The organism is Paenibacillus sp. FSL H3-0457 (genome assembly GCF_037981725.1).
Taxonomy (GTDB): domain Bacteria; phylum Bacillota; class Bacilli; order Paenibacillales; family Paenibacillaceae; genus Paenibacillus; species Paenibacillus amylolyticus.
Genome location: NZ_CP150283.1, coordinates 1851048 through 1873161 on the forward strand (window position 1 = coordinate 1851048; position 22114 = coordinate 1873161).

Consider the following 22114-nt stretch of genomic DNA (forward strand, 5'->3'; position numbering starts at 1 on the left):
AGCTGAACTTAGGAAAATAAAAATAGGGCGTTCACTTCACCGGAGAATCTGCCCTGTTTTCATTTAGAAGCAACTAATATTTGTTACCCTTCTCAATGGTGATGATGCGCATGGGCATCTGGTGCGTCGCCTTTGACAGTACATAGTACCGAGGTGTCATGCAGATGTTTTTCGGACTCCACTTGGAGCGTCACATGTTTGATTTCTTTATGCTCCAGCATGTGTTCAATCTTCTGAACCAGGATCTCGGATGCATAAACATCCATTTTTCCATCCACTACGATATGTGCGGTCAGCGCATTCAGGTTACTGGTAATGGACCAGACATGCACATCGTGTACACCTTTGACACCTTCGACTTGTTTGATGGTCTGCACCAGTTCATTCACATCGACATTGGCTGGAGTGCCTTCCATTAAAATATGCAGGGATGATTTGGTGACATAGAACCCACTACGCAATACCAGTGCCGCGACAATTACACTCGCAAGTGGATCGGCCCAACCCCAGCCAAAGAACATCATGAGCAGGGCTGCCGCAATGGCCCCAACCGATCCCAGCATGTCGCTGATGACATGGAGATAAGCCCCGCGCATATTCAGGTTATTCTCTGTATCGCTACCACGCATCATGATCCAGGCCACTAGAATATTGATGAGCAATCCAATGACGCTGATGATTAACATGCCTACGGTTGCGACTTCTGGAGGGTTGATAAAACGCCCAATCGCTTCGTAGAAAATGTAGAGTGCAATGGCGATTAACGTAATTCCGTTTAACGTAGCGGCCAAAATTTCAAATCTTCTGTAGCCGTAGGTTTTGCCGGTATTTACTGCTTTTTCACCAAAGGTGAACGCCAGTAAAGCGATCCCGAGCGCAATGGAATCGGACAACATATGACCTGCATCCGAGATGAGCGCGAGACTGTTGGTGATGAATCCACCAATGGCTTCAACGATCATATAGATGGTAATAATAATGAAGGAAAACAACAGGACTTTCTTGTTATTGGTAGTATGAGCGTGGTTGTGTCCATGATCGTGCCCATGGTTCTGATCGTGATGATGTCCGGACATATAAATCCTCTCCTTTGGAGCCTTGCTCCGTTATGTAATATGGTTTCTAGTGTGGATATAATTGATCCTTAGCGATGGTTAACCACTAATAAATGAATATATGAGCGTTTGTTCATATGTTATGGTTTTATTATAGTTGCGCCTCATAGTAGTGTCAACCAGATTTAAGGAAATATAAACATGACCGGTGTGTCTCAGCGCGTATGTACTAGCTAATGCGTTTGTTTTTATGCTACCATCTGTGCAGAATCAAAGTGAGATGTACTTGTTACATAGAAGGGCGGACAACGATATGAAACATCTGCTGCTGGCAGACGATGATGCCAATATTCGAGCACTCCTACGGCATGTCATGACCAAGGAAGGGTATCGGGTACATGAAGCGCAGGATGGATTGGAAGCGGTCAAACTGATGCAAGAAACGCCGATCGATCTGGCGATCCTTGATGTCATGATGCCAGGCATGGACGGACTGGAGTTATGTGATTACATTCGGCAGCATTACGACATTCCAATCATGTTGCTGACGGCACGAGATCAGCTATCTGACAAGAGAGACGGTTATCTGAAAGGAACGGATGAATATGTGACCAAGCCGTTTGAACCGGAAGAACTGGTCTACCGGGTAAAGGCGTTATTTCGTCGGTACCATCGCACATCCAGCGATATTATCCGCATGAACCGAATCGTCATTGACCGTAACAATGTGGAGGTTACCGACGGGCAATCCATTCTCTTTTTGCCAATGAAGGAATTTGAATTACTCTCACAGCTTGCCCAGTTTCCAGGCCGTTTGTTCTCGCGGGATGAGCTCATTCGGCTCGTTTGGGGAGCAGATTACGAAGGAGATGATCGTACCGTTGATGTACATATCAAGCGGCTTCGTGATCGATTTACCGATTATACGGACGATTTCATCATCCAGACTGTGCGGGGTATTGGTTACAAGATGGAGGTGAAAGCACCTTGAGGACCTTGTACGTCCGGGTATTCCTCATTACAATTGCGGTGATTATGGTCAGCGGCATGCTCGGTTTTCTTTTGTCCAACATCTACTATCATACAAAGCTCAAGGATTTCAATGATGAGAAGCTGGTGGGCATCGCGACGCATATGAAGCAATTTGTGGAACAGCAACCCGGCACGATGGAGCAGTATTTGAACAATGCCGCCGCACTTGGGTACGAAATCTATGTGACGGATGAAAAAGGCAACGACCAATTCTACGGCCGCGAATTTCGAGAGAAAGATCTGGACAAGCAAGTTGTAGAACTGGTGTTGAATGGTGAGGTATACCATGGCGTCGCCCAGTTTCCAAGCAAACCGTTCATTACCGGATTCTTCGATAATCAATTAAGCAATACCGTGGGTGTTCATCTACAGCTGGACAATGCAAATTACGCTCTCTTTATGCGTCCGGATGTAATTCTGCAATTCGGTGAGCTGCGGATCTTTTTTGCGCTGATTGGAGCATTGACGATAGGTATTAGTATCCTGATCTTTCTGATCAGTACCCGCTATCTGGTCAATCCGATTGAACGTCTGTCCGAGGCAACCAAACGTATTGCGCAAGGAAAATATAATCTGAAATTGCCTACCGCAAGGCGGGATGAGATTGGACAGCTGGCCCAGCATTTCATGACCATGAGTCGTGAATTGGAAAGGGTAGATCAGGCGCGGCAGCAGTTTGTATCGAATGTATCGCATGAGATTCAATCACCGCTGACCTCGATTCAGGGTTTTGCCCAATTGGTGGCGGATCGGGATCTGCCTGAACACGAACGAGAGCACTATGCATCGATCATTGAGGAGGAGAGCCGTCATCTCTCTTTGCTCAGCAAACAACTGCTACTCCTGTCCTCCCTAGAACAAGGCAACGAAGATCTGAGCAAAGCAAAGTTCTCTCTGCGAGATCAATTCCGGCAAGCCGTTCAGGTGCTGCAATGGCAATTGGAAGAAAAAGAACTGTTGCTTCGGATTTCGGTACCCGAATCCATCCAGCTAGTCGGTAATGAAGTGCTGCTCATGCAAGTTTGGATGAATCTACTGGGCAATGCGGTGAACCATCTACCACAGGGAAGAAGCATTGAGATTCATGCCGAGCAGACGGATAACCAGTGTGTGATTCAGATTCGGGATACAGGAGACGGGATTGCTGCAGAGCATCTGCCTTTCCTGTTCGATCGATTTTATCGGGTGGATCGTGCGAGGGAACGTTCTTCTGGACGAACCGGACTTGGACTTGCCATCGTACAGAAAATTATCCGAATTCATGACGGTACAATCGAGGTTTCCAGTTCACCTGAGGGTACGATCTTTACCGTGACACTTCCGCAGATGTAATCTGTTATTCATTTGCCGTTCATTTTCGCCTCCTATACTTGGGTTATCAAGAGGGAGGTCACAGAACATGTACTTGGCTATTCGGGAAATGAGGTATGCCAAAGGGCGCTATGCCTTAATTGCTACAATCATGGTGCTGGTTTCATTTCTGGTACTGTTTGTTACAGGTCTTGCACAGGGGCTGGCGTATGATAACGCAGCTTCGGTCAAAAATATGGCAGCAACCCATTTTGTGCTGGAGCAGGATTCTAATCATCGGTTCACCCGGTCACAAGTGGATCAGGATCAACTTAATCAAGCTCGCTCCGTGATGGGGCAAGAGAACGCTGAGCCACTCGGTGTGAAAATGACAACCGTCAGTCCAACCGGCGACACAAAAAAGATCGATGTCACGCTGTTCATGGTTAATCCGGAGGGCTGGCTTGCTCCAACGGTGACTGAAGGGTCTCCGATTACGGATCAGACAAAAGGGCAGGTTGTGGTGGACCAAAAGTTGTCTGAATCTGGTGTCACAATTGGCACCGTCTTGGTCGATCAAGCTTCGGGAACGGAGTGGACCGTTGGTGGATTTGTACAAAATGAGTCCTTCAGTCACTCCCCAGTGGTGTTCCTGAATGAACAGGAATGGCTTACGCTTCAAGGAGGCTCACGAACTTCGCAAGGTTCAGCAGACACCAATGCCAATGCTCCGATATACAATGCTATTGCGATTAAGGATGGGGGCGATCAGGTAGACCGCCTGAGTGTTGCAATGCCTAATACGGAAGTCATCACAAAGTCGGATGCCGTATCGGCCATCCCTGGATATAAGGAAGAGCAGGGATCGTTGCTCATGATGATCGCTTTTCTATATGTCATCTCGGCGTTTGTGCTTGCGGTATTCTTCTATGTCATCACAATTCAGAAAACGAGTCAGTTCGGGATATTAAAAGCCATAGGAACGCGGAATGCTTATCTGGCGGGTAGTGTTTCGTTACAAGTCTTGGTTCTGTCGGTTGGCAGTCTGGTCATTAGCGTACTATTGGTTCGACTGTTCGAGTCCATTCTTCCTGCATCGATGCCGTTTCAATTAGGCTTGTCCACCCTTGCTCTGACCTGTGTGTTATTCATACTCATGTCTGTGGCGGGTTCATTATTCTCGGTGTGGAAGGTTACCAAAATTGATGCGCTTGATGCGATTGGGAGGACAGCAGCATGAGAAACCGATTGGTATTGCAGGGAATTACACAGACCTTTGAAGATGGCGGTAGCAAACGAACGATTCTGGACAAGTTGGACCTTGAGGTTGCCGAAGGGGAACTTGTGGCCGTAATGGGGCCTTCCGGCTCGGGCAAAAGTACATTCCTGTCTATTGCAGGCGCACTTCTCGAACCGACGGAAGGACAGGTTCTGTTGGACGGAGCAAGTGTTATGGGTAAAAGCAAACAGGACATATCCGATGTACGGCTTCAGCAGCTTGGTTTTATATTTCAAAGTGCTAACCTCATTCCGTATCTGAAAGTAGAAGAACAACTGATGGTGGTCGCAAAGCTCGCCGGAACGGAAAAAAACAAGGCGGAGAAGCGCGTTCATGAGCTATTAGACACGGTGGGGTTGACCCATCGGCGGAAGGCATATGCAGAGAAGCTGTCTGGCGGGGAACGCCAACGGGTCGCCATTGCAAGGGCGTTGATGAACGATCCGGCTGTCCTGCTCGCGGATGAACCGACAGCCAGTCTGGATGCGGAACGTGGACTGGATATTGTCGGCATGATTGCACGGCTCGTAAAAGAGCAGGGCAAGAGTGCAGTGATGGTTACGCATGATGAGCGGATTTTGCCGCTCTGTAGCCGGGTTCTTTTTTTGGAAAATGGAAAGCTGGTGCAGCATTAGAAGGAGAATGGTCTGAGAGTCTGGAGAGAACACTGATTCAAGGCTTAAGGGCAGAGAGCGTAAGAAGAGGGTCACGTATTCCCCGGTGGGAAGGTGGCCTTCTTTCTGTGTTTTCGACTATAATTGGAAGAATAGTGGAATTAGATAGAGAGGATCGGGTGCGGATGAGTAGCTTGAGTGCGGAACTATTTCCGGCGCTGAGTACGTCAATTCATTGGGGAATTATTGAGGCGGAGTTCAGATTGAACGACATCGTGGATGAAAAGCTGGTGAGTAATATTAGCATCATTCCTTTTGTCGGGGATCAATGTGTCGTCTTTCAACTGGATAATGGAGATTGGGAGCTGCCTGGATGGACGCTTGAAGCAGGTGAGCAGTATATGGATGGACTGAAGCGCGAACTGATGGAGGAACTTGGGGCAGACATGCGGTCCTATCAGATCTTTGGTCAATTCTATTGCACATCCAGTGCGTTGGAACCGTATCGACCGTATATCCCGCATCCCCATTTCGTACGAATCATCGGTTATGGAGATGTTGAACTTGTCGGTGATCCGCTGAATCCGGAGGATGGTGAGCAGGTGGTTGCAGTGGAAGTGGTAGAGATTGATGAAGCGATCCAAAGATTCCAGAAACAGAACAGGCATGACATTGCAGAAATGTACAAACTGGCTTATGTACTGCGAGAAGACGCTAAACAGTGAGAGGCAATGGTTAGGTATTCTAATTCCATATAGCATACGGAGGTAATGATGGTTCGAGATAAAATTAATGAGTTGCTGGATACTTTACCCGAGTTGGAACTGAACCGAGCATATTGGGGGATTGAGCGTATCCATCAGGAATATATGTTCAAAAAGAACTTGCAGGATAAGGGAGTTATCGTGTCCGAACTGTACGACGAATCCGAAGAGATTGTACAGAAATGGGACAGCGTATTTTCCAATAATATCGATGATGTGGTCAAAGAGTCTATCCATTATAGCCAGTACAAGTGGCATTTGTTCAGTTATGAACAACAGAAATGTCTGACACATGATGAAGCACGAAATGCTTTCAATGCCGAGCCGAAAGATGAAGTATATGTGATGTATGAAAGTGGTGGTTGGGTGCTTTTATACGAAAATGCGAATCGGATTATTGCAGCGGATTTTGATTCGGAGCAGGATATCTATATCTTCGACCGAGCGTTTACATGGACGTACGTGCATACGCACGAATCCATGTGTGGTCCTTATTTTTATAAAATGGAACAAGCATGATTCTGAACAAAAAAGGGTAACAACGAATTAAATAAACTTTGCCTTGGGAGTGATATCAATGCAGGAACTTTTTAAGAAGATCATCAAAACAGACGTCAAACCCGTATTTGCCAAACACGGCTATTCGAAGAAAAATCTGAATTTCTACAAAGCGGATGGAAACCTCGCATATAAGTTCAACATTCAAAGAGCAAAGTATAACACCAGTAGACAAGTCCAGTTTTATGTTAATTGTGGTGTTCATTCCACCGAACTTGCGGAGTTGCATTCCGTTGGATTGAATGGAGACATATTGGAGTTCACATCTCATTTTACCTGCCGAATCAGAGAAATAGCCCCTTCCGCTCCGGCCCACTATACCTTAACGCCTGATATCGATCCAGACGCTTTATCGAAAGAACTGGTGTCACATTTGGAAGAGGGCATGTCATTCCTACACTCGCTAACAGGGGCCAGAGATATAGTCCATTATTATATGGACAAGACAGCGCTACATTTAAGCGAAGTAACCTTCCGCTTCCTGCTAAAAGCCGGCAATACGGAAGAAGCCAAGCATTATTTACAGCAACTGCACGCCAAATACGGAGCCGAAAAGCGCTGGACGATATTAGAAAAGAAATATGCAGCCGTTTTTGCCGAGTACGGAATGTAAGCTTTGCTCCAGACAAATAGCCAAAATGAGAGGGGATAACATATGAACGATACTCAATATAATTTAAATTTTGAGAAACTGTGTAATGAATTACAGCTTGGTGAATTGATCAGTTCGCCCAAACCGATTTCAGGTGGACTTCTTCATCGAATGTACGCCATTGAAACGACGCAAGCTAATTATGCAGTTAAGGCATTGAATCCCCAGATCATGATACGACCTGCTGCTGTGCAAAATTATATTAATTCAGAAAAAATAGCAGACGTGGCAGCTGAACATATCCATGCTCAACCTGCAAAAAGGTTAAAGGGTGCTTCTATACATAACATTGATAATCAATTCTATCTAATATTTGATTGGATTGAGGGTCAATGTTTGAAACAAGATGAAGTTACTATCAATAACAGTTCTCTGATGGGAACGATCCTTGCAGATATCCATAAAACGGATTTTAGACAACTAGAATTGGATAGTCCACAGGCGACTAATTCTAAAAAAATAGATTGGATGTTTTATCTGAACAAAGGAAGAAATGAGAATTCGGAATGGATTAAGATTTTGGATTCCAATATGGATAAGGTGTATGAGTGGAGCATGAAAGCTAAGAATTCATCTTCAATGTTAGCATCCAATAATGTTATTAGTCACAGAGATCTGGAGCCTAAGAATGTGATGTGGAGACAAGAAGTACCTATTATTATAGATTGGGAATCGGCAGGTTATATTAATCCGATGCATGATCTGGTAGAAACAGCTGTGTATTGGTCAGTAGATAGCTCTGGAAGTATAAACGAGGAAAAGTTCTTAGCTTTTATAGGTGGATATAAGAAGCGAGTGGGGAGTCTAACAGCCAATTGGGAAGTGGTTCTGGATATTGGTTTTGCTGGAAAGTTGGACTGGCTCGAGTATAGTCTTAAACGGTCACTGTGGATCGAATGTACGGACATAGAGGAACAGTTAGTAGGAACATCCCAAGTCATTAGGACTTTAGAGGCTTTGAAACAATACGAAAATATGATTTCAGATATAAAGAACTGGTTGAATACTTAATCCAGGAGGGGATGCCCATATGGCAAACGATAAAGGAACACTCAGAACATGCGAACATGGACATTTGTATTATAAAAAAAGTGATTGCCCAACCTGTCCAACGTGCGAAGCTGAACGTAAACCGACAGAAGGATTTCTAGCCTTGCTGTCAGCTCCCGCCAGACGTGCCTTGGAGAATGAAGGCATTACAACACTACTGCAACTTGCGGAGTACACGGAGAAAGAAATCCTGAAGCTGCACGGAATCGGGCCATCTGCCATGCCTAAACTGCGAAACGCATTGGAAGAAGAGGGATTGTCTTTTAAGAAATAACCCTCTTTACCCCTTTCCTCTAATCCAAGACGGAAGTAATCTCCTCCATCGTTACCCGATACAACAAGTTACCTTCACTAAGTAGAAGACGATGTTGGCGAAAATCCTGCCGTGCCTGCTTGAAGGGGTGATCATCTTCATTTAGCAAATCAATCTTCTGCCCCTTGCTCATTCTTCCGGGCTTCTCCATTTTCTTAAGGACAAACGTACCATGTTTACCGTACCCGGCATCGAACAAGAAATGATAACCATCCGTACTGAGGCCAGAGGAACCGGAGATGTTTGGATTCATAAATGTTACGTTAGGTTCACTGGTTCCCCCTGAGATACAACCGAGTTCAAAATCGGTATAGAAGTAGAACCAGATCTGCTTCTCATTCACCACATTGAGTGCGTAACAATCTGCAATGTCAGCTGCGCTGTTTTCGTACACTTTATTACCGTGCTCATCCCAGGCCAACAGACCGTTTGATCCAATTGGATCGGCCCATCCGTAGTTACCAAATACCCCTTCATCAAAGTAACTGGTCCAGATTGTTCCCTGCTCTGTGACCTGTACACTTTGGATACCGTCTCCCAACAGAAACTCGCGAATTGTATTTCCGTCTAAATCACACACTTTGGCGTTCAAATCAAATTGTTCATTTCCGTAATTCGCACACCGTGCTCCGACGAGCAGCAGATGATCATGTAATGGTTGTACGTAATGATAATTGAACGTCTGTCCCCAGATGACAACTTCCTCGATAGTTTGATCTGTCACAATAAGCACTTTGTACGTATAGCTTTGATTCAATTTACTTTGGACGAACATACCTCGTTCTCTTTGGGGGATCTGATTCATCAAAAGCACATAAACAAGGCCATCCCCGCCCCACTGGGTGGAAACGATATCGAAGCCCTCGACATAGTTTGAAATGTCGGCAAAAGGCAAAAGTTTTACTTTGGGATTGGTCATATCCATATCCTCCTTTGTAGTCCAATGCAGAGTCACCATCTGCATCTGTATAAGAGGATTATGACGTACGTGTACTTTACTGAACATGGCGGAAGTATAGCGAAGGTCTTTCTTTGGCTTTTACAATGGATGAGTATGATGTTTGGTAACCTGTGCCTTGACACTCGTAGTACAATAAGGAAGTTGTGTAAAATTCTATATAATAGGAGGGCGGAGAGATTGCTATAAGGAGAGTGTGAAAATACATACAACGCACGTGAATGAAGGGGTAAGAATCACCCGTAGATTCAATGTACAATTACGAGGAAGACTCATCTCAGAAAAACAAAACTAGTTAAGGAAGTGTTAAGAGGTGGAACCACATATTCAAGAGCAAAAGACAGACTACCGTCCACTAGGTGCGTCGGGATTGGGTGGTTGGCTGATTCTCATCCAGATTGGATTATTTCTTACGATTATCCTGCTCGCAGTACAGTTGATGCAAAACACGTTACCAGCATTAACATCTGAGATGTGGGACATATTTGTTTCCAAGGACTCCGAATACTACCACGTTCTTTGGGGGCCATTAATTATTTTTGAAGCTATATATAATGTGGTCTTTTTATTGTTCACCATATATATAGTTGTAACCTTTTATAGAAAAAAAGCAACCTTACCCCGATTAATGATCATCTATTACAGTGTGAGTCTGGTGCTCTATACGGTTGATTATATACTCGTGCTTCAGATCCCCTTGATGAGGGAATTGGAAGATGGAAGTGGAATACAGGAGATTGTGAAATCTGTCATCACTTGTGCCATTTGGATTCCTTATTTTATCAAATCAGAGCGAGTTTATAATACATTTGTAAGATAAATGGTAAGCAGGAAATACCCGATCTTGGATAGAAGCTATCTGAGATCGGGTTTATTTGATACATATTAAGGAGATGACACATGGGGTTTAGGATGGAATACGGAGACACCAATTTTATTGCATTAGTCAACGCGGATCAATACAAGACGTACGTAAGTGAAGACTGGGAGCTGGATATGCTGTTAAACCATTTTGTTCAGGAGATGCAGATTGGAAACATATTAGTTCTCCAAATGACTAATGAAGGTGTTGAGCATTCATGGACAACGGAGTTTACTTTTGAAAATAATATAGACGTTGAAAGCTGCTATAGAAGAGCTAAAGGATACATCCAGGTTACTGATAATCAGTTATATCTGGTGGACTACACCTGTCTGACCATGGCAGCTCAATTTGAAGATTGTATCGTACCAGACGATAATTGCGCCAGATATAGAATTGAGTTACAAAACGGAACGTATCAGGTAGAGATCATTCAGTATTATAATCCAGATATTGGAGAGTATGTTGGAATAAAGGAATCAGAACTTATTATGGATTTTAAGAAAGTAACTGAGCTTGGAAAAAATGAGGATAAAGTGATCTGGTGCAGTTATATGTAGATGGAATGGGTGAACCACGGATGCTCTTGAGTATTTATTTTGAAGAAGACAATGATCTGCTTACATGGGAAGCGGAGAGTAAAGGATAAAAATAAACGAATAGAAGAGAAGATGGAGGCGATGACATGAGCGATAAACCCATTGAACTGTTGCAACGTTTAAAATCTTTATCCGGCCCATTTCCAACCTGGGATACGGGGCAGTTGCCGGAGCAGCCGGGGAAGTTATTTTTGGAGTGGTTGAGATTGGCGGTTGAGAACGAAGTGAAAGAACCTCATGCTATGACAATATCCACCGTGGATCAAGACGGTTATCCTGATGCGCGGGTGTTGATTTTGAAAAACGTAATTGATGAAACGTTCTATTTTGCCTCCAGTTCGGAGAGTCGAAAAGGGCAGCAGTTGAAGGAGAACTCTCATGTGGCCCTGACATTCTACTGGCCTTCCCTTGGAAGACAGATTCGGATAAGGGGAATTGCCGAGGATCGGGGAGATGAAGCGGGCGCTGATGATTTCCGCAAACGTTCAGTTGAAGCAAGAGCAGTTGCTATGACAGGGCATCAGAGTGAGGTTTTGGATAGCGAGGAAGTGTTGGATAGTTCCATTGAAGCTCAGAAGGAAAAGATAAGACGTGACCCCAGTGTTGTTACACCTTATTGGCGTCTATATGCCGTGAATGCACAAGAGGTGGAGTTTTGGCAGGGAGATTCGGAGCGCAAGCATGTACGAGTCCAATATGTGATGCATGATGGGCAGTGGAAGACACTCAGATTGTGGCCTTGATTTTAGAACAGATGAGTCAGGTAATATGGACCGAATTGCTGTGTGTTTCTTTTTCCTAATTATCTGAGGGAGGATAAATCTATGAAAACGATTGAAAGTTTCTTCGAACCATTTCCCGTGTTGGAAACCGAACGGACGTTACTCCGACCTCTTACCTATGATGATCTGGAGGATATGTACAGTTACTGCGTTGTACCTGCTGTATCGGAGTTCACCACCTGGGACGCGCATCAGAGCAAAGAAGACACCAAAGCTTTTTTAGATTTTGTCATGAGTCGCTATGAGACGGATCTAATAGGCCCATGGGGGATTGAAGATAAACACACCAAGAGGCTGATCGGAAGTTGTAACTATCTAGGGTGTGATAGCGATAACAGGAGAGTTGAGCTGGGATATGTGTTATCTGATCAATTTTGGAATCAAGGCTACATGACCGAGGTAGCGAAACGAATTATCCAATTTGGATTTGACGAAGTGGGGCTTGAGCGAATCCAGGCCAGATGTTTGGTGAAAAACACAGGTTCCGCTAAGGTCATGGAGAAGGCAGGCATGCAATTCGAAGGTGTGCTGAGGAAGTACATGAGGGTGAAAAATGAGCTTCAGGATCTGAAGATGTATGCTATCGTAAAAGAAGACTTCTATACTAGTATTAAATAAAGAACGTGTTATTGAAAAGTCGTGTGTCATTTATCATGCTGGCGAGCCATGGATTTTCCTGAAAGCGCTTGAATTGCTGCATCAAAAGGTCAAGGTATCGTATTTTATATTGTCTAATTCAATAATTATATGCCTAGCTTTGGCCCATTCCTGATCGTTGAGGATATGGGTTTTATTTTTGTTTTCAGCAAGCAACGTACATAATGTCATATCTTGAACCTGATGCTTTCCGCTATAATCTTCAAGTTATCCAAATGTGGATTGAATGAAGGAACCAGGAGGTACAACGAATTGATAGGCAAAAACAAATATAAATCACTCGAACTGGAAACCCCCGGCGTATATGAGCTGGAAGGGCTTGAAGTGGGAGTGACATCGAACTGCAATTATAAATGCGACTATTGCTGCGCCTACAATCGGGATGATGGAGCGTGTATCAATAGTCAGGAAGTCATCCGTATTATTAGTGAGCTTCCTCGTCTCAAGAGAGTGCGATTGTCAGGGGGAGAAGTTACTCTGAAATATCAGGATTGCCTGGAGATTGTGACGTACTGTGCGGCACATGGCATCGATACACAATTGAACAGTAATGCCAGTCTGCTGACTGAAGAACGAATCATCGCGTTGCGTGATGCAGGCTTGTCCAACATTCATATCTCGTTCAATTATACGGATGCGGAGTCGTATGCTACGTACTACCGCGTGCATCCTCGCATGTATGAAAGGTTGGAGCAGAATATCCGTCTGTGCACGGAAGCCGGTCTGGAGACGGTGCTGGAAACGTTACTATTTGAAGGTAATCAAGCGAACATGCAGGCCATTAGCGATAAGGTGTATGATCTGGGTGTGCGCATCCATGAGATCCAGAACAGTATTAAGATGCCGCATACCGACTGGACCCAGATTGTATCCAAAGAGTCCCTTGTTCGATCTGTTACGGAATTAATTAAACATAAAAAGCCAGATACAACGCTCTATTTCACCTGTATGGATCGGTTCGCTGAACAGTTGAATTTGCGTGAACAACCTGGTGTGTATTTCTCTAATTGTGTGGATGGCACGAAACAGCTGCACCTGCACGGCAACGGGGATATTCTCATCTGTGAGTTATGCCATCCTGTTGTGATTGGCAACATCTATACTGGAACGTCTTTGAAGGATATATACGCTCAGCAGCCACCGGCGTTAACAGAATTCCTAGAGAAGCGGCCTTGTCCCGCATACGATGCTCTTTTTGCAGATGCATAACAGGAAGACCTGATGAAGATATGTGATATGAATGTTGAACGAGATATGTACACGATAACAGTGACCTTTAGGTTTATATAGACTGAAATCAAGGTGATCTGGTTTCCTCAATGGGAAAACGGATCACCTTTTTTTATTGAACTATTCAGTTACAGAATAACAGCGATTGGAGGGTTGTTCTGTCATCGGAGTGGCTAGTGTAAATAATCTTTAGTTCAATTGATATGGTTTCAGATTCATTTAAGCTACCCGGCCTAATATGGCTTTAAGAACTTAGATGAAGAGGTGAGCTTCACATGATGAAGATTGATGAGAAACCAACCCGGAAAGAACCACATAAACGACCGATCTCTCCAAGAAAGCGCAGATGGCTCATCATCACACTTGTCATCGTGCTTGTGGTAGGTGGAATCCTGTACAGCCTGGCTGACCGTTACCTGATCCGGCATGTGCAGGTGGTTGTGGAGGATGAGAACACTGCAACGGCAACAACGAACAACACCAATGATTCCAGCAATACTTCGACCACTACGACTGAAGTGAATGCAACGTCAGATGATTGGAATTATTCGAGTGATGATATGAAAGTCAATATTGAAGAGGTACAGACAGGATCAGGCTCGGATCAGATTACGTATTATGTCGCCGATGTTCAGCTAACGGATGCAAGCAGCCTGCGAACTGCGCTAGCGGACAACAGTTTTGGAACGAACATCACCGAGAATACGTCAGAGATTGCCGCAGCCAACAATGCGATCTTTGCCATTAATGGTGACTACTACGGATTCCGTGATGATGGTGTCATTATCCGAAATGGAACACTGTACCGAGACAGCCCCACGCGGGATGCACTTGCCCTGTTCAACGACGGTACGATGAAAACATATAACGAGAACGAGATTTCTTCCTCGGAACTGCTGGCCGAAGGTGCAACCGATACACTATCTTTTGGGCCCATTCTGATTCAGGATGGCGAGATTGTCAGTGATTTTAGCAGTGTGAAAATCGATAATAACTTCGGTAATCGTTCCATTCAAGACGCAAATCCAAGAACAGCGATCGGCATGATTGCTCCGAATCATTATGTCTTTGTGGTGGTGGACGGACGGCAGGACAACAGCCGTGGCATGACTCTGGCAGAACTGGCGGATGTCATGAAAGGCCTCGGAGCAACCGGGGCTTACAATCTAGATGGCGGCGGTTCATCCACGATGTATTTTATGGGCAGAGTTGTCAATAACCCGCTGGGGCGTAACCAGGAACGTGGCGTAAGTGACATTTTATATCTGAGGGAGGGACAAGGATCATGACGATATTAATTCCATCATATGAACCCGATGTGCGTTTATTGAATCTCGTTCTGCAGTTACAGACTTTTAAACTTGGACCTATTGTGATTGTAGATGATGGCAGCGGCCCCGGTTACCGTGGGATTTTTGAAACGGCAGAAGCCTATGGCTGTACGGTCCTGACACATCCCGTCAATCTAGGTAAGGGTAGGGCGTTGAAGACGGGCTTTCAGTATATTAAGGAGTTTGGACCACAGGGCGGTGTGGTGTGTGCAGATAGTGACGGACAGCATCTACCGCATGATATTAAGCGTATCTTCGAAGTGCTACTCGCACAGACGACACCAGGAATTGTACTCGGCAGCCGTCGCTTCAGTGGTAAAATTCCAGCACGTAGCCGGTTTGGCAATACAGTCACAAGGGCGGTCTTTTCCCTCACAACAGGTACCCAGGTATATGATACACAGACGGGTCTACGTGGTTTTCCTTACTCCATGCTGGATTGGCTGAACCAGATTCCTGGGGATCGGTTTGAATATGAGATGAACATGTTATTAACGGCACACAAGGAAGGGTATGAGATTACGGAGGAGTTTATTGATACGGTGTATCTGGATCACAATGAGTCCTCCCATTTCCGCCCGTTGGTTGATTCGTTCCGGATCTATATGCCAATCCTGATGTTCAGCACATCTTCGGTGCTATCGGCACTGATTGATTTTGGATTACTGTTCGTCATCCAGTATTTGACGCATAATCTGTTTCTGTCGGTTGTCGCAGCAAGACTGTGCAGCTCCATCTTCAACTATACGATTAATCGGAAGTACGTATTTTCCGCTGGACGAACCTCTAAGGTTCGGCAGTCATTGCCCAGATACTTCTCACTTGTCCTACTAGTGCTGTTATTAAACTACGGTTTATTGTATTTTTATAATGAAAAATTAATAATCCCGCTGCTCGTAGCTAAGCTGCTGACCGAGGTATCCATCTTTGTATTCAGCTATTGGGCACAGCGCAGATTTGTCTATTAACGCTGAAGAGAGAGTAAGCCTATGGCTTGCTCTTTTTTGGTTGAAACGGTTTCATATGTACCCCGAAATAGGTTACGATGGAGTGGGAAATAAGGAGCCTTATTTTAGGTGGGATGGATGTGGGCTGATGTTGAATCGTGTGCGCAAGGACTTGCGTTATTACCTTCAGGAGCATCAGGATCGGAAAAACCGCATTTTGCATTACTTCGCGTTTTTGTCGGCGTTTGTGGCATGGATTTTTTTGTTTATTGATATCAAAGTCACGCTCCTACTCGCTGTAACCCATTACGCTTTATCCTGGATGGGGCACTTCTATTATGAAGGCAATAAACCCGCAGCTTTTCGTTATCCTCATAATTGTAAATATTCTTTAGTTGAACTTATATAAAATAAATATGGGAGGATGATTATGTATCTTCGAAGTGTGGAACTCCTGTCGGCCAAGATCGAGAATCGGAACCAATATCCTTTTGACATCCCCGCGATCCGGTCCTTGGAACGATTGGAGCTCACGAATAACGTTACTTTTTTTGTAGGTGAAAATGGTTCAGGGAAATCTACGCTGCTCGAAGGCATCGCTCATCAATGTGGATTCAATACCGCAGGGGGCGGCAGGAATAATACCTATGAGACACATGCTTCGGAATCCTCGCTCGGGAATTATCTCAGGCTGGCATGGTTACCCAAAATAACGAATGGCTTCTTCATGCGCTCTGAATCGTTCTATCAATTCGCATCACATGTCGATGAGATGCCGGCGTCGCTTCAATATTATGGCGGGCGTTCTTTACATGAACAATCACATGGGGAGTCTTTTCTCAGTCTGTTCGTCAATCGCTTCAGTTCCAAAGGCATCTATCTGCTTGACGAGCCCGAAGCCGCTTTGTCTCCAGCTAGGCAGCTCTCCTTATTGCGTATCCTTCATGATCTGTCAGGCACTTCACAATTCATTATTGCGACGCATTCACCCATTTTGCTGGGATATCCGGGGGCAGAGATTTTAAGTTTTGACGATAGCCATATCCAAGAGATAGCCTATGAGGAGACAGATCACTATCAGATTACTCGCAGCTTTCTGGAGAACCGCGACCGGATGCTGAATGAATTATTTAAAGAGTAAGTTCTCAGTTTACTCAACCATGCGGCGTAAAATTTATTTATGAGGAGAGATAGGATGAAAGTAGGTTTGCTGATTGTTGATATGCAGGAGAGTATTGTGCGGAAAAAGATGGACCAAACTTCGATAGACCATGCTTGCGAGTACATTAATCATGTGGCTAATGTGCTGCGCTCGAATGATCATACGGTCGTTCACGTGCAGGATGTGGAGGGCATGGAGGAGGCAGCGTCAGATGAGTATCGCATCATTCCCGAGGTGGATGTGAATGTGAAGGATCTCACCGTTACCAAGGAAGCCTCCAATGCCTTCTGGCAAACTAACTTGGAGCAGGTGTTGAAGAGTCATGGAATTGAATTGGTGATCATCGCCGGTTTTGCAACAGAGGAATGTGTTCTATTCACCTACAACGGAGCGATGGAGCGAGGTTTCCGGCCGGTTATGTTGCAAAATGGAATTCTTAGCACACATCCCGAAGCAGTGACTTCAACGTACAGAGATCGCAATGTGATCTCATATCCTGTGGTTGATTATCTGATTCAATAAGTGTTGGCTACATGCCAGTGGAGGTGATGGTTATGAACGTGCTTAACGTTGCTTTTGTCCTATTGATCTCATTGGCAGGAGTTGTTTTCGGTGTTCAGGGGTTGAAGAAAAAATCTCCAGTCATGATGTATATCAGTGTAATATTTATTTTCGTTCCTATACTTCTTTTCATGGATTGGTTGACGTTCTTACCTTTTATCGCTCCCGCAGCGCTTGCCAGTGGATATTTGGTGAAAAATAAAGACAAGACCAATAATCGGACTCTTTAGGGAGTCTTTTTTTGTCCAAATGTTCATGTCCACTGTGAAAGTAAGGTTACTCCATGGTTTAAACCAAACTTTGCCTATATCTGCTGTGGTTGAAAGAATATATTGAGAACAGGGCACAGCAAACTCGTTGTGGAGATCGGTAATGTCATGTATGGACCACTAGCCAACTCATTAACTAAGGGAGATGTGCAATGAAGATGGATGTACAAATTACGAGTATTTTGGCAGAACAAAAGGAATTGTTCTTCAACCTGTACAACTTGTACTTATATGATCTGTCCGAATTTTCTGGCGAGGATCTACTTGAAGAGGGGAAATATGATCCAACGAACACCTATCTATATCTGGAACGCGATGAATTACATCCGTTTTTGATTCAGTATGAAGGAAAGGTTATTGGATTCGTACTGGTCTGCTCACCTCCATATGTGCCGGAAGGTGTGGATTATACCGTGCAAGAGCTGTTCCTGGTCAAAAAGTATCGCGGACAGGGGCTGGCAACACAAACGGTTGACTTGGTTTTTGCTCAATTTGAGGGTACATTCAAAGTAGAACAGTTCGCTAACAATGCGACAGCAGTTTCATTCTGGAAAAAATATTATGAGCAACATCAGATTGAATACACTGAGTCTGAATATAACATTGAGATTGACAACATCACTGGTATCCACCAGATTTTGTCTCAGACTTTTGTACGTGAAAGAGAGAAATAATATTTAAATTAGAAGGTGATTAGTATGTTCATTATCGTAGCAACCAAAGGGAGTTCGAAGTGGGTCTCAGGTGTATTCCAGGCAGAAGAGGTAGCTAGGCAGTACATGGATCTCATACCTGATGAGCTTAAGGTGTACCATGAATTCATTCAAATAGAGAATATCACATATCCATTTTATATTATAGAGCATCAGGAATGTCCGTTTAGGTTTCTCGGTAAAGATGAAGTGATTTCACTTTTTGATATAACAGATGTGTCAGAGGATGAAGATGAGGTGCACTTCAATATTTACACGATTGATTCAGATTATAGATCGAACAAACCTGGAACAGATTATATGGGAGCACTGAGGCATGATCATGTGACCAATGAATCTATAGAGATGTACCGAGAAGAAGGAACAGCGTTTCTGAGTAGACGAAGGATTTTATGAATGTGAGAATTGAGGAAACTAGTGATTCAGCATTTTAGTTTACTACCTAATTTAATAAACGAGGATACCTATGGATACGACAACGAGGTGTCCTTTTTTTTGTTATATTTCAGTTCTGATGTGATAGGGAGGAGTAGAAAAAATGTATACTGTATGCACCGAAAGTTGGGCTCCAAACTCTTTAACAGACTGGGTTTTGTAGCCATATTTCATGGTCAGTATTTTATGTATACTATTGCTGATCTTTGTGATAAGTTGAGCGAATAAGATCCAGTAATCATACTATGAGTGAGAGGACTAATATCATGAATTGTGCTAAAAAGCTTGTGACCACTCTATTGATTACAGTTATGTTGTTTTCATCGTTTAATGTAGTATTTGGTGCCGCCGAATCTTCGGCATCAGACATCGAGGGAAACTGGGCAGAAAGTCAAATTACGAAATGGATCGACAAAGGTTTTATTCATGGTTATGAAGACGGCAGCTTTAAACCGAACAATACTATAACAAGAGCAGAATTTTTCTCATTGGTTAATCGTTCATATGGATTTACTGACACAGCATCTGTATCCTTCAAGGATGTTAATTCATCTAACTGGGCATATGCTGAGGTTTCCAAAGCTGTAAAGGCTGGATATATAAAGGGTTATAGGGACGGTACAATCGGTGCCAATAAACCCATTAGTAGACAAGAAGTTGCAGTTATTATCGATGATCTTCTGGATCTATCGAATGAAGCTAGTACTGGAGATCACTTTACGGATTCGAATACGATAGCCTCATGGGCTAAAAATTCGGTGGATGCTACTGTAGCTAAAGGGATTTTACAGGGCTACGATAATAACTTCAATCCGAATAAACCGATCACTCGTGCTGAAGCTGTCGTTGCGCTGGATCGTTCAGTGAATGCAAGAGCAACGGATTACAGCTTAGCTGGAACATATGGCCCTGAGGCGGGAACGCAGACCATTGATGGGGATGTGCTCATTAGCGCGGCTGGGGTTACATTGAAGAACATGATCATTAACGGGAATCTATTATTTAGTGAAGGTATCGAAGAAGGAGATGTACACCTTACGAATGTTACGATCAAAGGTGTGACTCGGGTAGAAGGTGGGGGCGTTAGTACCATCTATTTAAAAAATACCGTAACATCTACCCTTATCGTTGATAAGAAAAAAGGACCTGTTCTCATTATTGTAGAAGGTTCAACGACAGTTGGAGAAGTAACCATTCACTCCCCTGCTACGCTACAAGAAACGGATATTACGGGGAATGGCTTCGGCAAGATTACATTATCCGAGCGGTTACCTGCGGGTTCAAAAGTAGGTTTGAAAGGAACATTTGATTCCTTAATCATTAAAGGCAGTGGGGTTCAGGTGGATATTCCTGAAGGCCGTATTAAGGACGTTATCGTAGCAGTTACAGCAACGGGGACGACTCTTAACTTAGGCACGGATGCAACGATTGTAAACCTTTTCTTAGATGCAGTCGCTAAAATTCTAGGCACGGGTACTATTGAAAAGGTGACGCTGAGTTCCGTTGCTAAAGGTGGTACGACTTTTGAAACTACAATTCGACTGTTGGATAAAGTCATAAATACAGTGACTCCAGCTACTCCAACTGCTCCTGTGACTTCACCTTCCACTGGAGGAACGGATACAATCGCTCCTACTCTGTCCAATGTAACGAGTGGTCATATTGCAGGTGGAGATCCTGTGGTGGGTAGAAGCAATGAAAATGGGTATCTGTATTTGGTTCCTTCCGCAACACCAAAAACAATCACTAGTCTAAACCAATCTGTTGCAGGGTTGTTTGGCAAGAAGCAGTCGGTGACAGCAAACGTAGATACGACAATGAGTACAGCGGGTTTAGTGTCAGGTACGTATGTCTTATATGCCGTTGATCTCGCGAACAATATATCGATGGCTTCGGCAGAGATTGTTATTGGTACAAATCAGTTAACCGTTTCGGCTCCAGTACTCTCAACCGAGAAAATGTACGATGGAACGTCTTCGGCTACAGTAATAGCAGATTCACTAACCGGGGTTGCTGCTGGAGACCATGTAACCGTAAGTGCAGCAGCCACCTACAATGATGCAATAATAGGCACAGGTAAAACAATCACTGTAGTTTATACGTTAGGCGGAGCAGATGCAGCCAAGTATATTGCGCCTTCAAACTATACAACCCAGACAGGGGCCATTACAGCCGCACAGTTGACGATCGGGGAGCCGATGTTGACTGTTATTGAGAAGACAGATGGAGATTCATCGGTAGTCGTATCTTCAGGTTCCTTAGTTGGGGTTGTTCCAGGTGAGGATGTGACCGTGAGTGCAGAGGTGGTATATGATACAACTTCCCGGCCTAATTCGGCGCTTGTAACTGTGGCTTACACAATAGCTGGTACGGACAGTGGCAAATATATTGCTCCGGTTAATAATACGAACTACACTGCTTATGTACAATCTAGTGCAGATACGGGGACGATCATAGACCTAATCACCACTTTCAAAGTGTATGATGGAACCTTTGCAACAACTGCAATAGCAGGTTCTAGAGTAGGATCTTGTGGAGAAAATAAACAAGGTATTTGTCCTGGGGATGACGTAACGGTAAGTGCTTCAGGAGTCTATGATAATGAAAATGTAGGAACAAATAAGAAGATAACTATATCGTATACTCTATTGGGACCACCTGTAGAAGTAAGGAATTATTCTCCACCAAAGAATATTGAAGTAGTTGGTGTAATAACTAGAAAGCAATTGATGATCACGGATCCGACATTAATACTCTCCAAAGTATATGACGGAACTCTTGCAGCAAATGTAACACCAGGAGTATTAACTAACGTGATCTATGGGGATGACGTACAAGTAAATGCTGTAGCGACATACAATAATGCAGCTGTTGGTACCAGTAAAGTAATAACGATTAATTACACTCTTACAGGAAATGATGCAGGAAATTATGTTGCCCCAGCAACGCAGATAGTTGGTACAGGGGAGATTACTGCTACACCGTGATGTTTATGTTTGAA

The 22114-nt window shown here is 44.1% G+C and carries 25 protein-coding genes; 23 read left to right on the forward strand and 2 right to left on the reverse strand.

What is annotated here, in order from left to right; translation table 11 throughout:
- Positions 1 to 92: 92 nt before the first annotated feature.
- Positions 93 to 1076, reverse strand: coding sequence for a cation diffusion facilitator family transporter (locus MHH25_RS08260; RefSeq protein ID WP_340019734.1), 984 nt, complete (start codon positions 1074 to 1076; stop codon positions 93 to 95).
- A 292-nt stretch (positions 1077 to 1368) separates the two neighbouring features.
- Here MHH25_RS08260 and MHH25_RS08265 point away from each other — a divergent pair, with 292 nt between their 5' ends.
- The 9 genes from MHH25_RS08265 (at position 1369) to MHH25_RS08305 (ending at position 8568) form a co-directional block, all read left to right on the forward strand.
- Positions 1369 to 2046, forward strand: coding sequence for a response regulator transcription factor (locus tag MHH25_RS08265; RefSeq protein WP_340019735.1), 678 nt, complete (start codon positions 1369 to 1371; stop codon positions 2044 to 2046).
- Positions 2043 to 3419: a HAMP domain-containing sensor histidine kinase gene (locus tag MHH25_RS08270; RefSeq protein WP_340019736.1), complete on the forward strand. Its 1377-nt coding sequence runs from the start codon at positions 2043 to 2045 to the stop codon at positions 3417 to 3419. Before MHH25_RS08265 ends, MHH25_RS08270 begins: the two co-directional genes overlap by 4 nt.
- Positions 3420 to 3486: 67 nt before the next feature.
- Positions 3487 to 4617 carry an ABC transporter permease gene (locus tag MHH25_RS08275; RefSeq protein WP_340019737.1) on the forward strand — a complete coding sequence of 377 codons (1131 nt, stop codon included), beginning with the start codon at positions 3487 to 3489 and terminating at the stop codon, positions 4615 to 4617.
- Positions 4614 to 5291, forward strand: a complete 678-nt coding sequence (locus MHH25_RS08280) for an ABC transporter ATP-binding protein (protein ID WP_340019738.1) — start codon at positions 4614 to 4616, stop codon at positions 5289 to 5291. Before MHH25_RS08275 ends, MHH25_RS08280 begins: the two co-directional genes overlap by 4 nt.
- Positions 5292 to 5455: 164 nt before the next feature.
- Positions 5456 to 5995 carry an NUDIX domain-containing protein gene (locus MHH25_RS08285; protein ID WP_340019739.1) on the forward strand — a complete coding sequence of 180 codons (540 nt, stop codon included), beginning with the start codon at positions 5456 to 5458 and terminating at the stop codon, positions 5993 to 5995.
- A 45-nt stretch (positions 5996 to 6040) separates the two neighbouring features.
- Positions 6041 to 6553, forward strand: coding sequence for a DUF4275 family protein (locus tag MHH25_RS08290; RefSeq protein WP_339188870.1), 513 nt, complete (start codon positions 6041 to 6043; stop codon positions 6551 to 6553).
- A 58-nt stretch (positions 6554 to 6611) separates the two neighbouring features.
- The gene (locus MHH25_RS08295) at positions 6612 to 7205 is read left to right on the forward strand and encodes a DUF4304 domain-containing protein (RefSeq protein WP_340019740.1); all 594 of its coding nucleotides are present in this window, start codon (positions 6612 to 6614) and stop codon (positions 7203 to 7205) included.
- A gap of 42 nt (positions 7206 to 7247) precedes the next feature.
- Positions 7248 to 8255: a phosphotransferase gene (locus MHH25_RS08300; RefSeq protein WP_340019741.1), complete on the forward strand. Its 1008-nt coding sequence runs from the start codon at positions 7248 to 7250 to the stop codon at positions 8253 to 8255.
- 19 nt (positions 8256 to 8274) lie between these two features.
- The gene (locus MHH25_RS08305) at positions 8275 to 8568 is read left to right on the forward strand and encodes an RNA polymerase alpha subunit C-terminal domain-containing protein (protein ID WP_340019742.1); all 294 of its coding nucleotides are present in this window, start codon (positions 8275 to 8277) and stop codon (positions 8566 to 8568) included.
- A 19-nt stretch (positions 8569 to 8587) separates the two neighbouring features.
- On the opposite strand, the gene MHH25_RS08310 is transcribed toward MHH25_RS08305, so the two are convergent.
- Positions 8588 to 9526: a hypothetical protein gene (locus MHH25_RS08310; RefSeq protein ID WP_340019743.1), complete on the reverse strand. Its 939-nt coding sequence runs from the start codon at positions 9524 to 9526 to the stop codon at positions 8588 to 8590.
- Positions 9527 to 9878: 352 nt separating this feature from the next.
- Between MHH25_RS08310 and MHH25_RS08315 the strand changes: the two genes are divergently transcribed.
- The 14 genes from MHH25_RS08315 to MHH25_RS08380 all read left to right on the forward strand — a co-directional run bounded on the left by MHH25_RS08315 (position 9879) and on the right by MHH25_RS08380 (position 22100).
- Entirely contained in the window at positions 9879 to 10385 is a 507-nt protein-coding gene (locus MHH25_RS08315) for a DUF2569 domain-containing protein (RefSeq protein WP_340019744.1), read from the forward strand.
- Positions 10386 to 10465: 80 nt separating this feature from the next.
- A complete protein-coding gene (locus tag MHH25_RS08320) occupies positions 10466 to 10987 on the forward strand; it encodes a hypothetical protein (RefSeq protein ID WP_340019745.1) in 522 nt (173 codons plus the stop codon).
- Positions 10988 to 11112: 125 nt separating this feature from the next.
- Positions 11113 to 11769: a pyridoxal 5'-phosphate synthase gene (locus tag MHH25_RS08325; RefSeq protein ID WP_340019746.1), complete on the forward strand. Its 657-nt coding sequence runs from the start codon at positions 11113 to 11115 to the stop codon at positions 11767 to 11769.
- 81 nt (positions 11770 to 11850) lie between these two features.
- Positions 11851 to 12426 carry a GNAT family protein gene (locus tag MHH25_RS08330; protein ID WP_340019747.1) on the forward strand — a complete coding sequence of 192 codons (576 nt, stop codon included), beginning with the start codon at positions 11851 to 11853 and terminating at the stop codon, positions 12424 to 12426.
- A 291-nt stretch (positions 12427 to 12717) separates the two neighbouring features.
- On the forward strand, positions 12718 to 13674 hold the full coding sequence (locus MHH25_RS08335; RefSeq protein WP_340019748.1) for a radical SAM protein: 957 nt from the start codon (positions 12718 to 12720) through the stop codon (positions 13672 to 13674).
- A gap of 296 nt (positions 13675 to 13970) precedes the next feature.
- Positions 13971 to 14984 (forward strand): phosphodiester glycosidase family protein, encoded by a 1014-nt coding sequence (locus tag MHH25_RS08340; protein ID WP_340019749.1) that lies wholly within the window; start codon positions 13971 to 13973, stop codon positions 14982 to 14984.
- Positions 14981 to 15994, forward strand: a complete 1014-nt coding sequence (locus tag MHH25_RS08345; protein ID WP_340019750.1) for a bifunctional glycosyltransferase family 2/GtrA family protein — start codon at positions 14981 to 14983, stop codon at positions 15992 to 15994. Before MHH25_RS08340 ends, MHH25_RS08345 begins: the two co-directional genes overlap by 4 nt.
- A gap of 127 nt (positions 15995 to 16121) precedes the next feature.
- Positions 16122 to 16382 carry a DUF962 domain-containing protein gene (locus MHH25_RS08350; protein WP_076252634.1) on the forward strand — a complete coding sequence of 87 codons (261 nt, stop codon included), beginning with the start codon at positions 16122 to 16124 and terminating at the stop codon, positions 16380 to 16382.
- A gap of 21 nt (positions 16383 to 16403) precedes the next feature.
- Entirely contained in the window at positions 16404 to 17114 is a 711-nt protein-coding gene (locus MHH25_RS08355; protein ID WP_127544730.1) for an AAA family ATPase, read from the forward strand.
- A gap of 54 nt (positions 17115 to 17168) precedes the next feature.
- Entirely contained in the window at positions 17169 to 17657 is a 489-nt protein-coding gene (locus MHH25_RS08360) for an isochorismatase family cysteine hydrolase (RefSeq protein ID WP_340019751.1), read from the forward strand.
- A 32-nt stretch (positions 17658 to 17689) separates the two neighbouring features.
- Positions 17690 to 17926, forward strand: coding sequence for a hypothetical protein (locus tag MHH25_RS08365; RefSeq protein WP_036669455.1), 237 nt, complete (start codon positions 17690 to 17692; stop codon positions 17924 to 17926).
- Positions 17927 to 18117: 191 nt separating this feature from the next.
- Entirely contained in the window at positions 18118 to 18639 is a 522-nt protein-coding gene (locus tag MHH25_RS08370) for a GNAT family N-acetyltransferase (RefSeq protein WP_340019752.1), read from the forward strand.
- A gap of 24 nt (positions 18640 to 18663) precedes the next feature.
- Positions 18664 to 19074, forward strand: a complete 411-nt coding sequence (locus MHH25_RS08375; protein ID WP_340019754.1) for a hypothetical protein — start codon at positions 18664 to 18666, stop codon at positions 19072 to 19074.
- 305 nt (positions 19075 to 19379) lie between these two features.
- Positions 19380 to 22100, forward strand: a complete 2721-nt coding sequence (locus tag MHH25_RS08380; protein WP_340019755.1) for a YDG domain-containing protein — start codon at positions 19380 to 19382, stop codon at positions 22098 to 22100.
- Positions 22101 to 22114 lie beyond the last annotated feature (14 nt).

Bases quoted from the DNA above. Each gene is read 5' to 3' on its own strand.
- MHH25_RS08290 (WP_339188870.1), top strand. From the start codon at position 6,041: ATGATGGTTCGAGATAAAATTAATGAGTTGCTGGATACTTTACCCGAG.
- MHH25_RS08300 (WP_340019741.1), top strand. From the start codon at position 7,248: ATGAACGATACTCAATATAATTTAAATTTTGAGAAACTGTGTAATGAA.
- MHH25_RS08260 (WP_340019734.1), bottom strand. From the start codon at position 1,076: ATGTCCGGACATCATCACGATCAGAACCATGGGCACGATCATGGACAC.
- MHH25_RS08265 (WP_340019735.1), top strand. From the start codon at position 1,369: ATGAAACATCTGCTGCTGGCAGACGATGATGCCAATATTCGAGCACTC.
- MHH25_RS08355 (WP_127544730.1), top strand. From the start codon at position 16,404: ATGTATCTTCGAAGTGTGGAACTCCTGTCGGCCAAGATCGAGAATCGG.
- MHH25_RS08370 (WP_340019752.1), top strand. From the start codon at position 18,118: ATGAAGATGGATGTACAAATTACGAGTATTTTGGCAGAACAAAAGGAA.
- MHH25_RS08330 (WP_340019747.1), top strand. From the start codon at position 11,851: ATGAAAACGATTGAAAGTTTCTTCGAACCATTTCCCGTGTTGGAAACC.
- MHH25_RS08275 (WP_340019737.1), top strand. From the start codon at position 3,487: ATGTACTTGGCTATTCGGGAAATGAGGTATGCCAAAGGGCGCTATGCC.
- MHH25_RS08310 (WP_340019743.1), bottom strand. From the start codon at position 9,526: ATGACCAATCCCAAAGTAAAACTTTTGCCTTTTGCCGACATTTCAAAC.
- MHH25_RS08360 (WP_340019751.1), top strand. From the start codon at position 17,169: ATGAAAGTAGGTTTGCTGATTGTTGATATGCAGGAGAGTATTGTGCGG.
- MHH25_RS08285 (WP_340019739.1), top strand. From the start codon at position 5,456: ATGAGTAGCTTGAGTGCGGAACTATTTCCGGCGCTGAGTACGTCAATT.
- MHH25_RS08340 (WP_340019749.1), top strand. From the start codon at position 13,971: ATGATGAAGATTGATGAGAAACCAACCCGGAAAGAACCACATAAACGA.
- MHH25_RS08305 (WP_340019742.1), top strand. From the start codon at position 8,275: ATGGCAAACGATAAAGGAACACTCAGAACATGCGAACATGGACATTTG.
- MHH25_RS08295 (WP_340019740.1), top strand. From the start codon at position 6,612: ATGCAGGAACTTTTTAAGAAGATCATCAAAACAGACGTCAAACCCGTA.
- MHH25_RS08350 (WP_076252634.1), top strand. From the start codon at position 16,122: ATGTTGAATCGTGTGCGCAAGGACTTGCGTTATTACCTTCAGGAGCAT.
- MHH25_RS08365 (WP_036669455.1), top strand. From the start codon at position 17,690: ATGAACGTGCTTAACGTTGCTTTTGTCCTATTGATCTCATTGGCAGGA.
- MHH25_RS08325 (WP_340019746.1), top strand. From the start codon at position 11,113: ATGAGCGATAAACCCATTGAACTGTTGCAACGTTTAAAATCTTTATCC.
- MHH25_RS08280 (WP_340019738.1), top strand. From the start codon at position 4,614: ATGAGAAACCGATTGGTATTGCAGGGAATTACACAGACCTTTGAAGAT.
- MHH25_RS08345 (WP_340019750.1), top strand. From the start codon at position 14,981: ATGACGATATTAATTCCATCATATGAACCCGATGTGCGTTTATTGAAT.
- MHH25_RS08320 (WP_340019745.1), top strand. From the start codon at position 10,466: ATGGGGTTTAGGATGGAATACGGAGACACCAATTTTATTGCATTAGTC.
- MHH25_RS08380 (WP_340019755.1), top strand. From the start codon at position 19,380: ATGAATTGTGCTAAAAAGCTTGTGACCACTCTATTGATTACAGTTATG.
- MHH25_RS08375 (WP_340019754.1), top strand. From the start codon at position 18,664: ATGTTCATTATCGTAGCAACCAAAGGGAGTTCGAAGTGGGTCTCAGGT.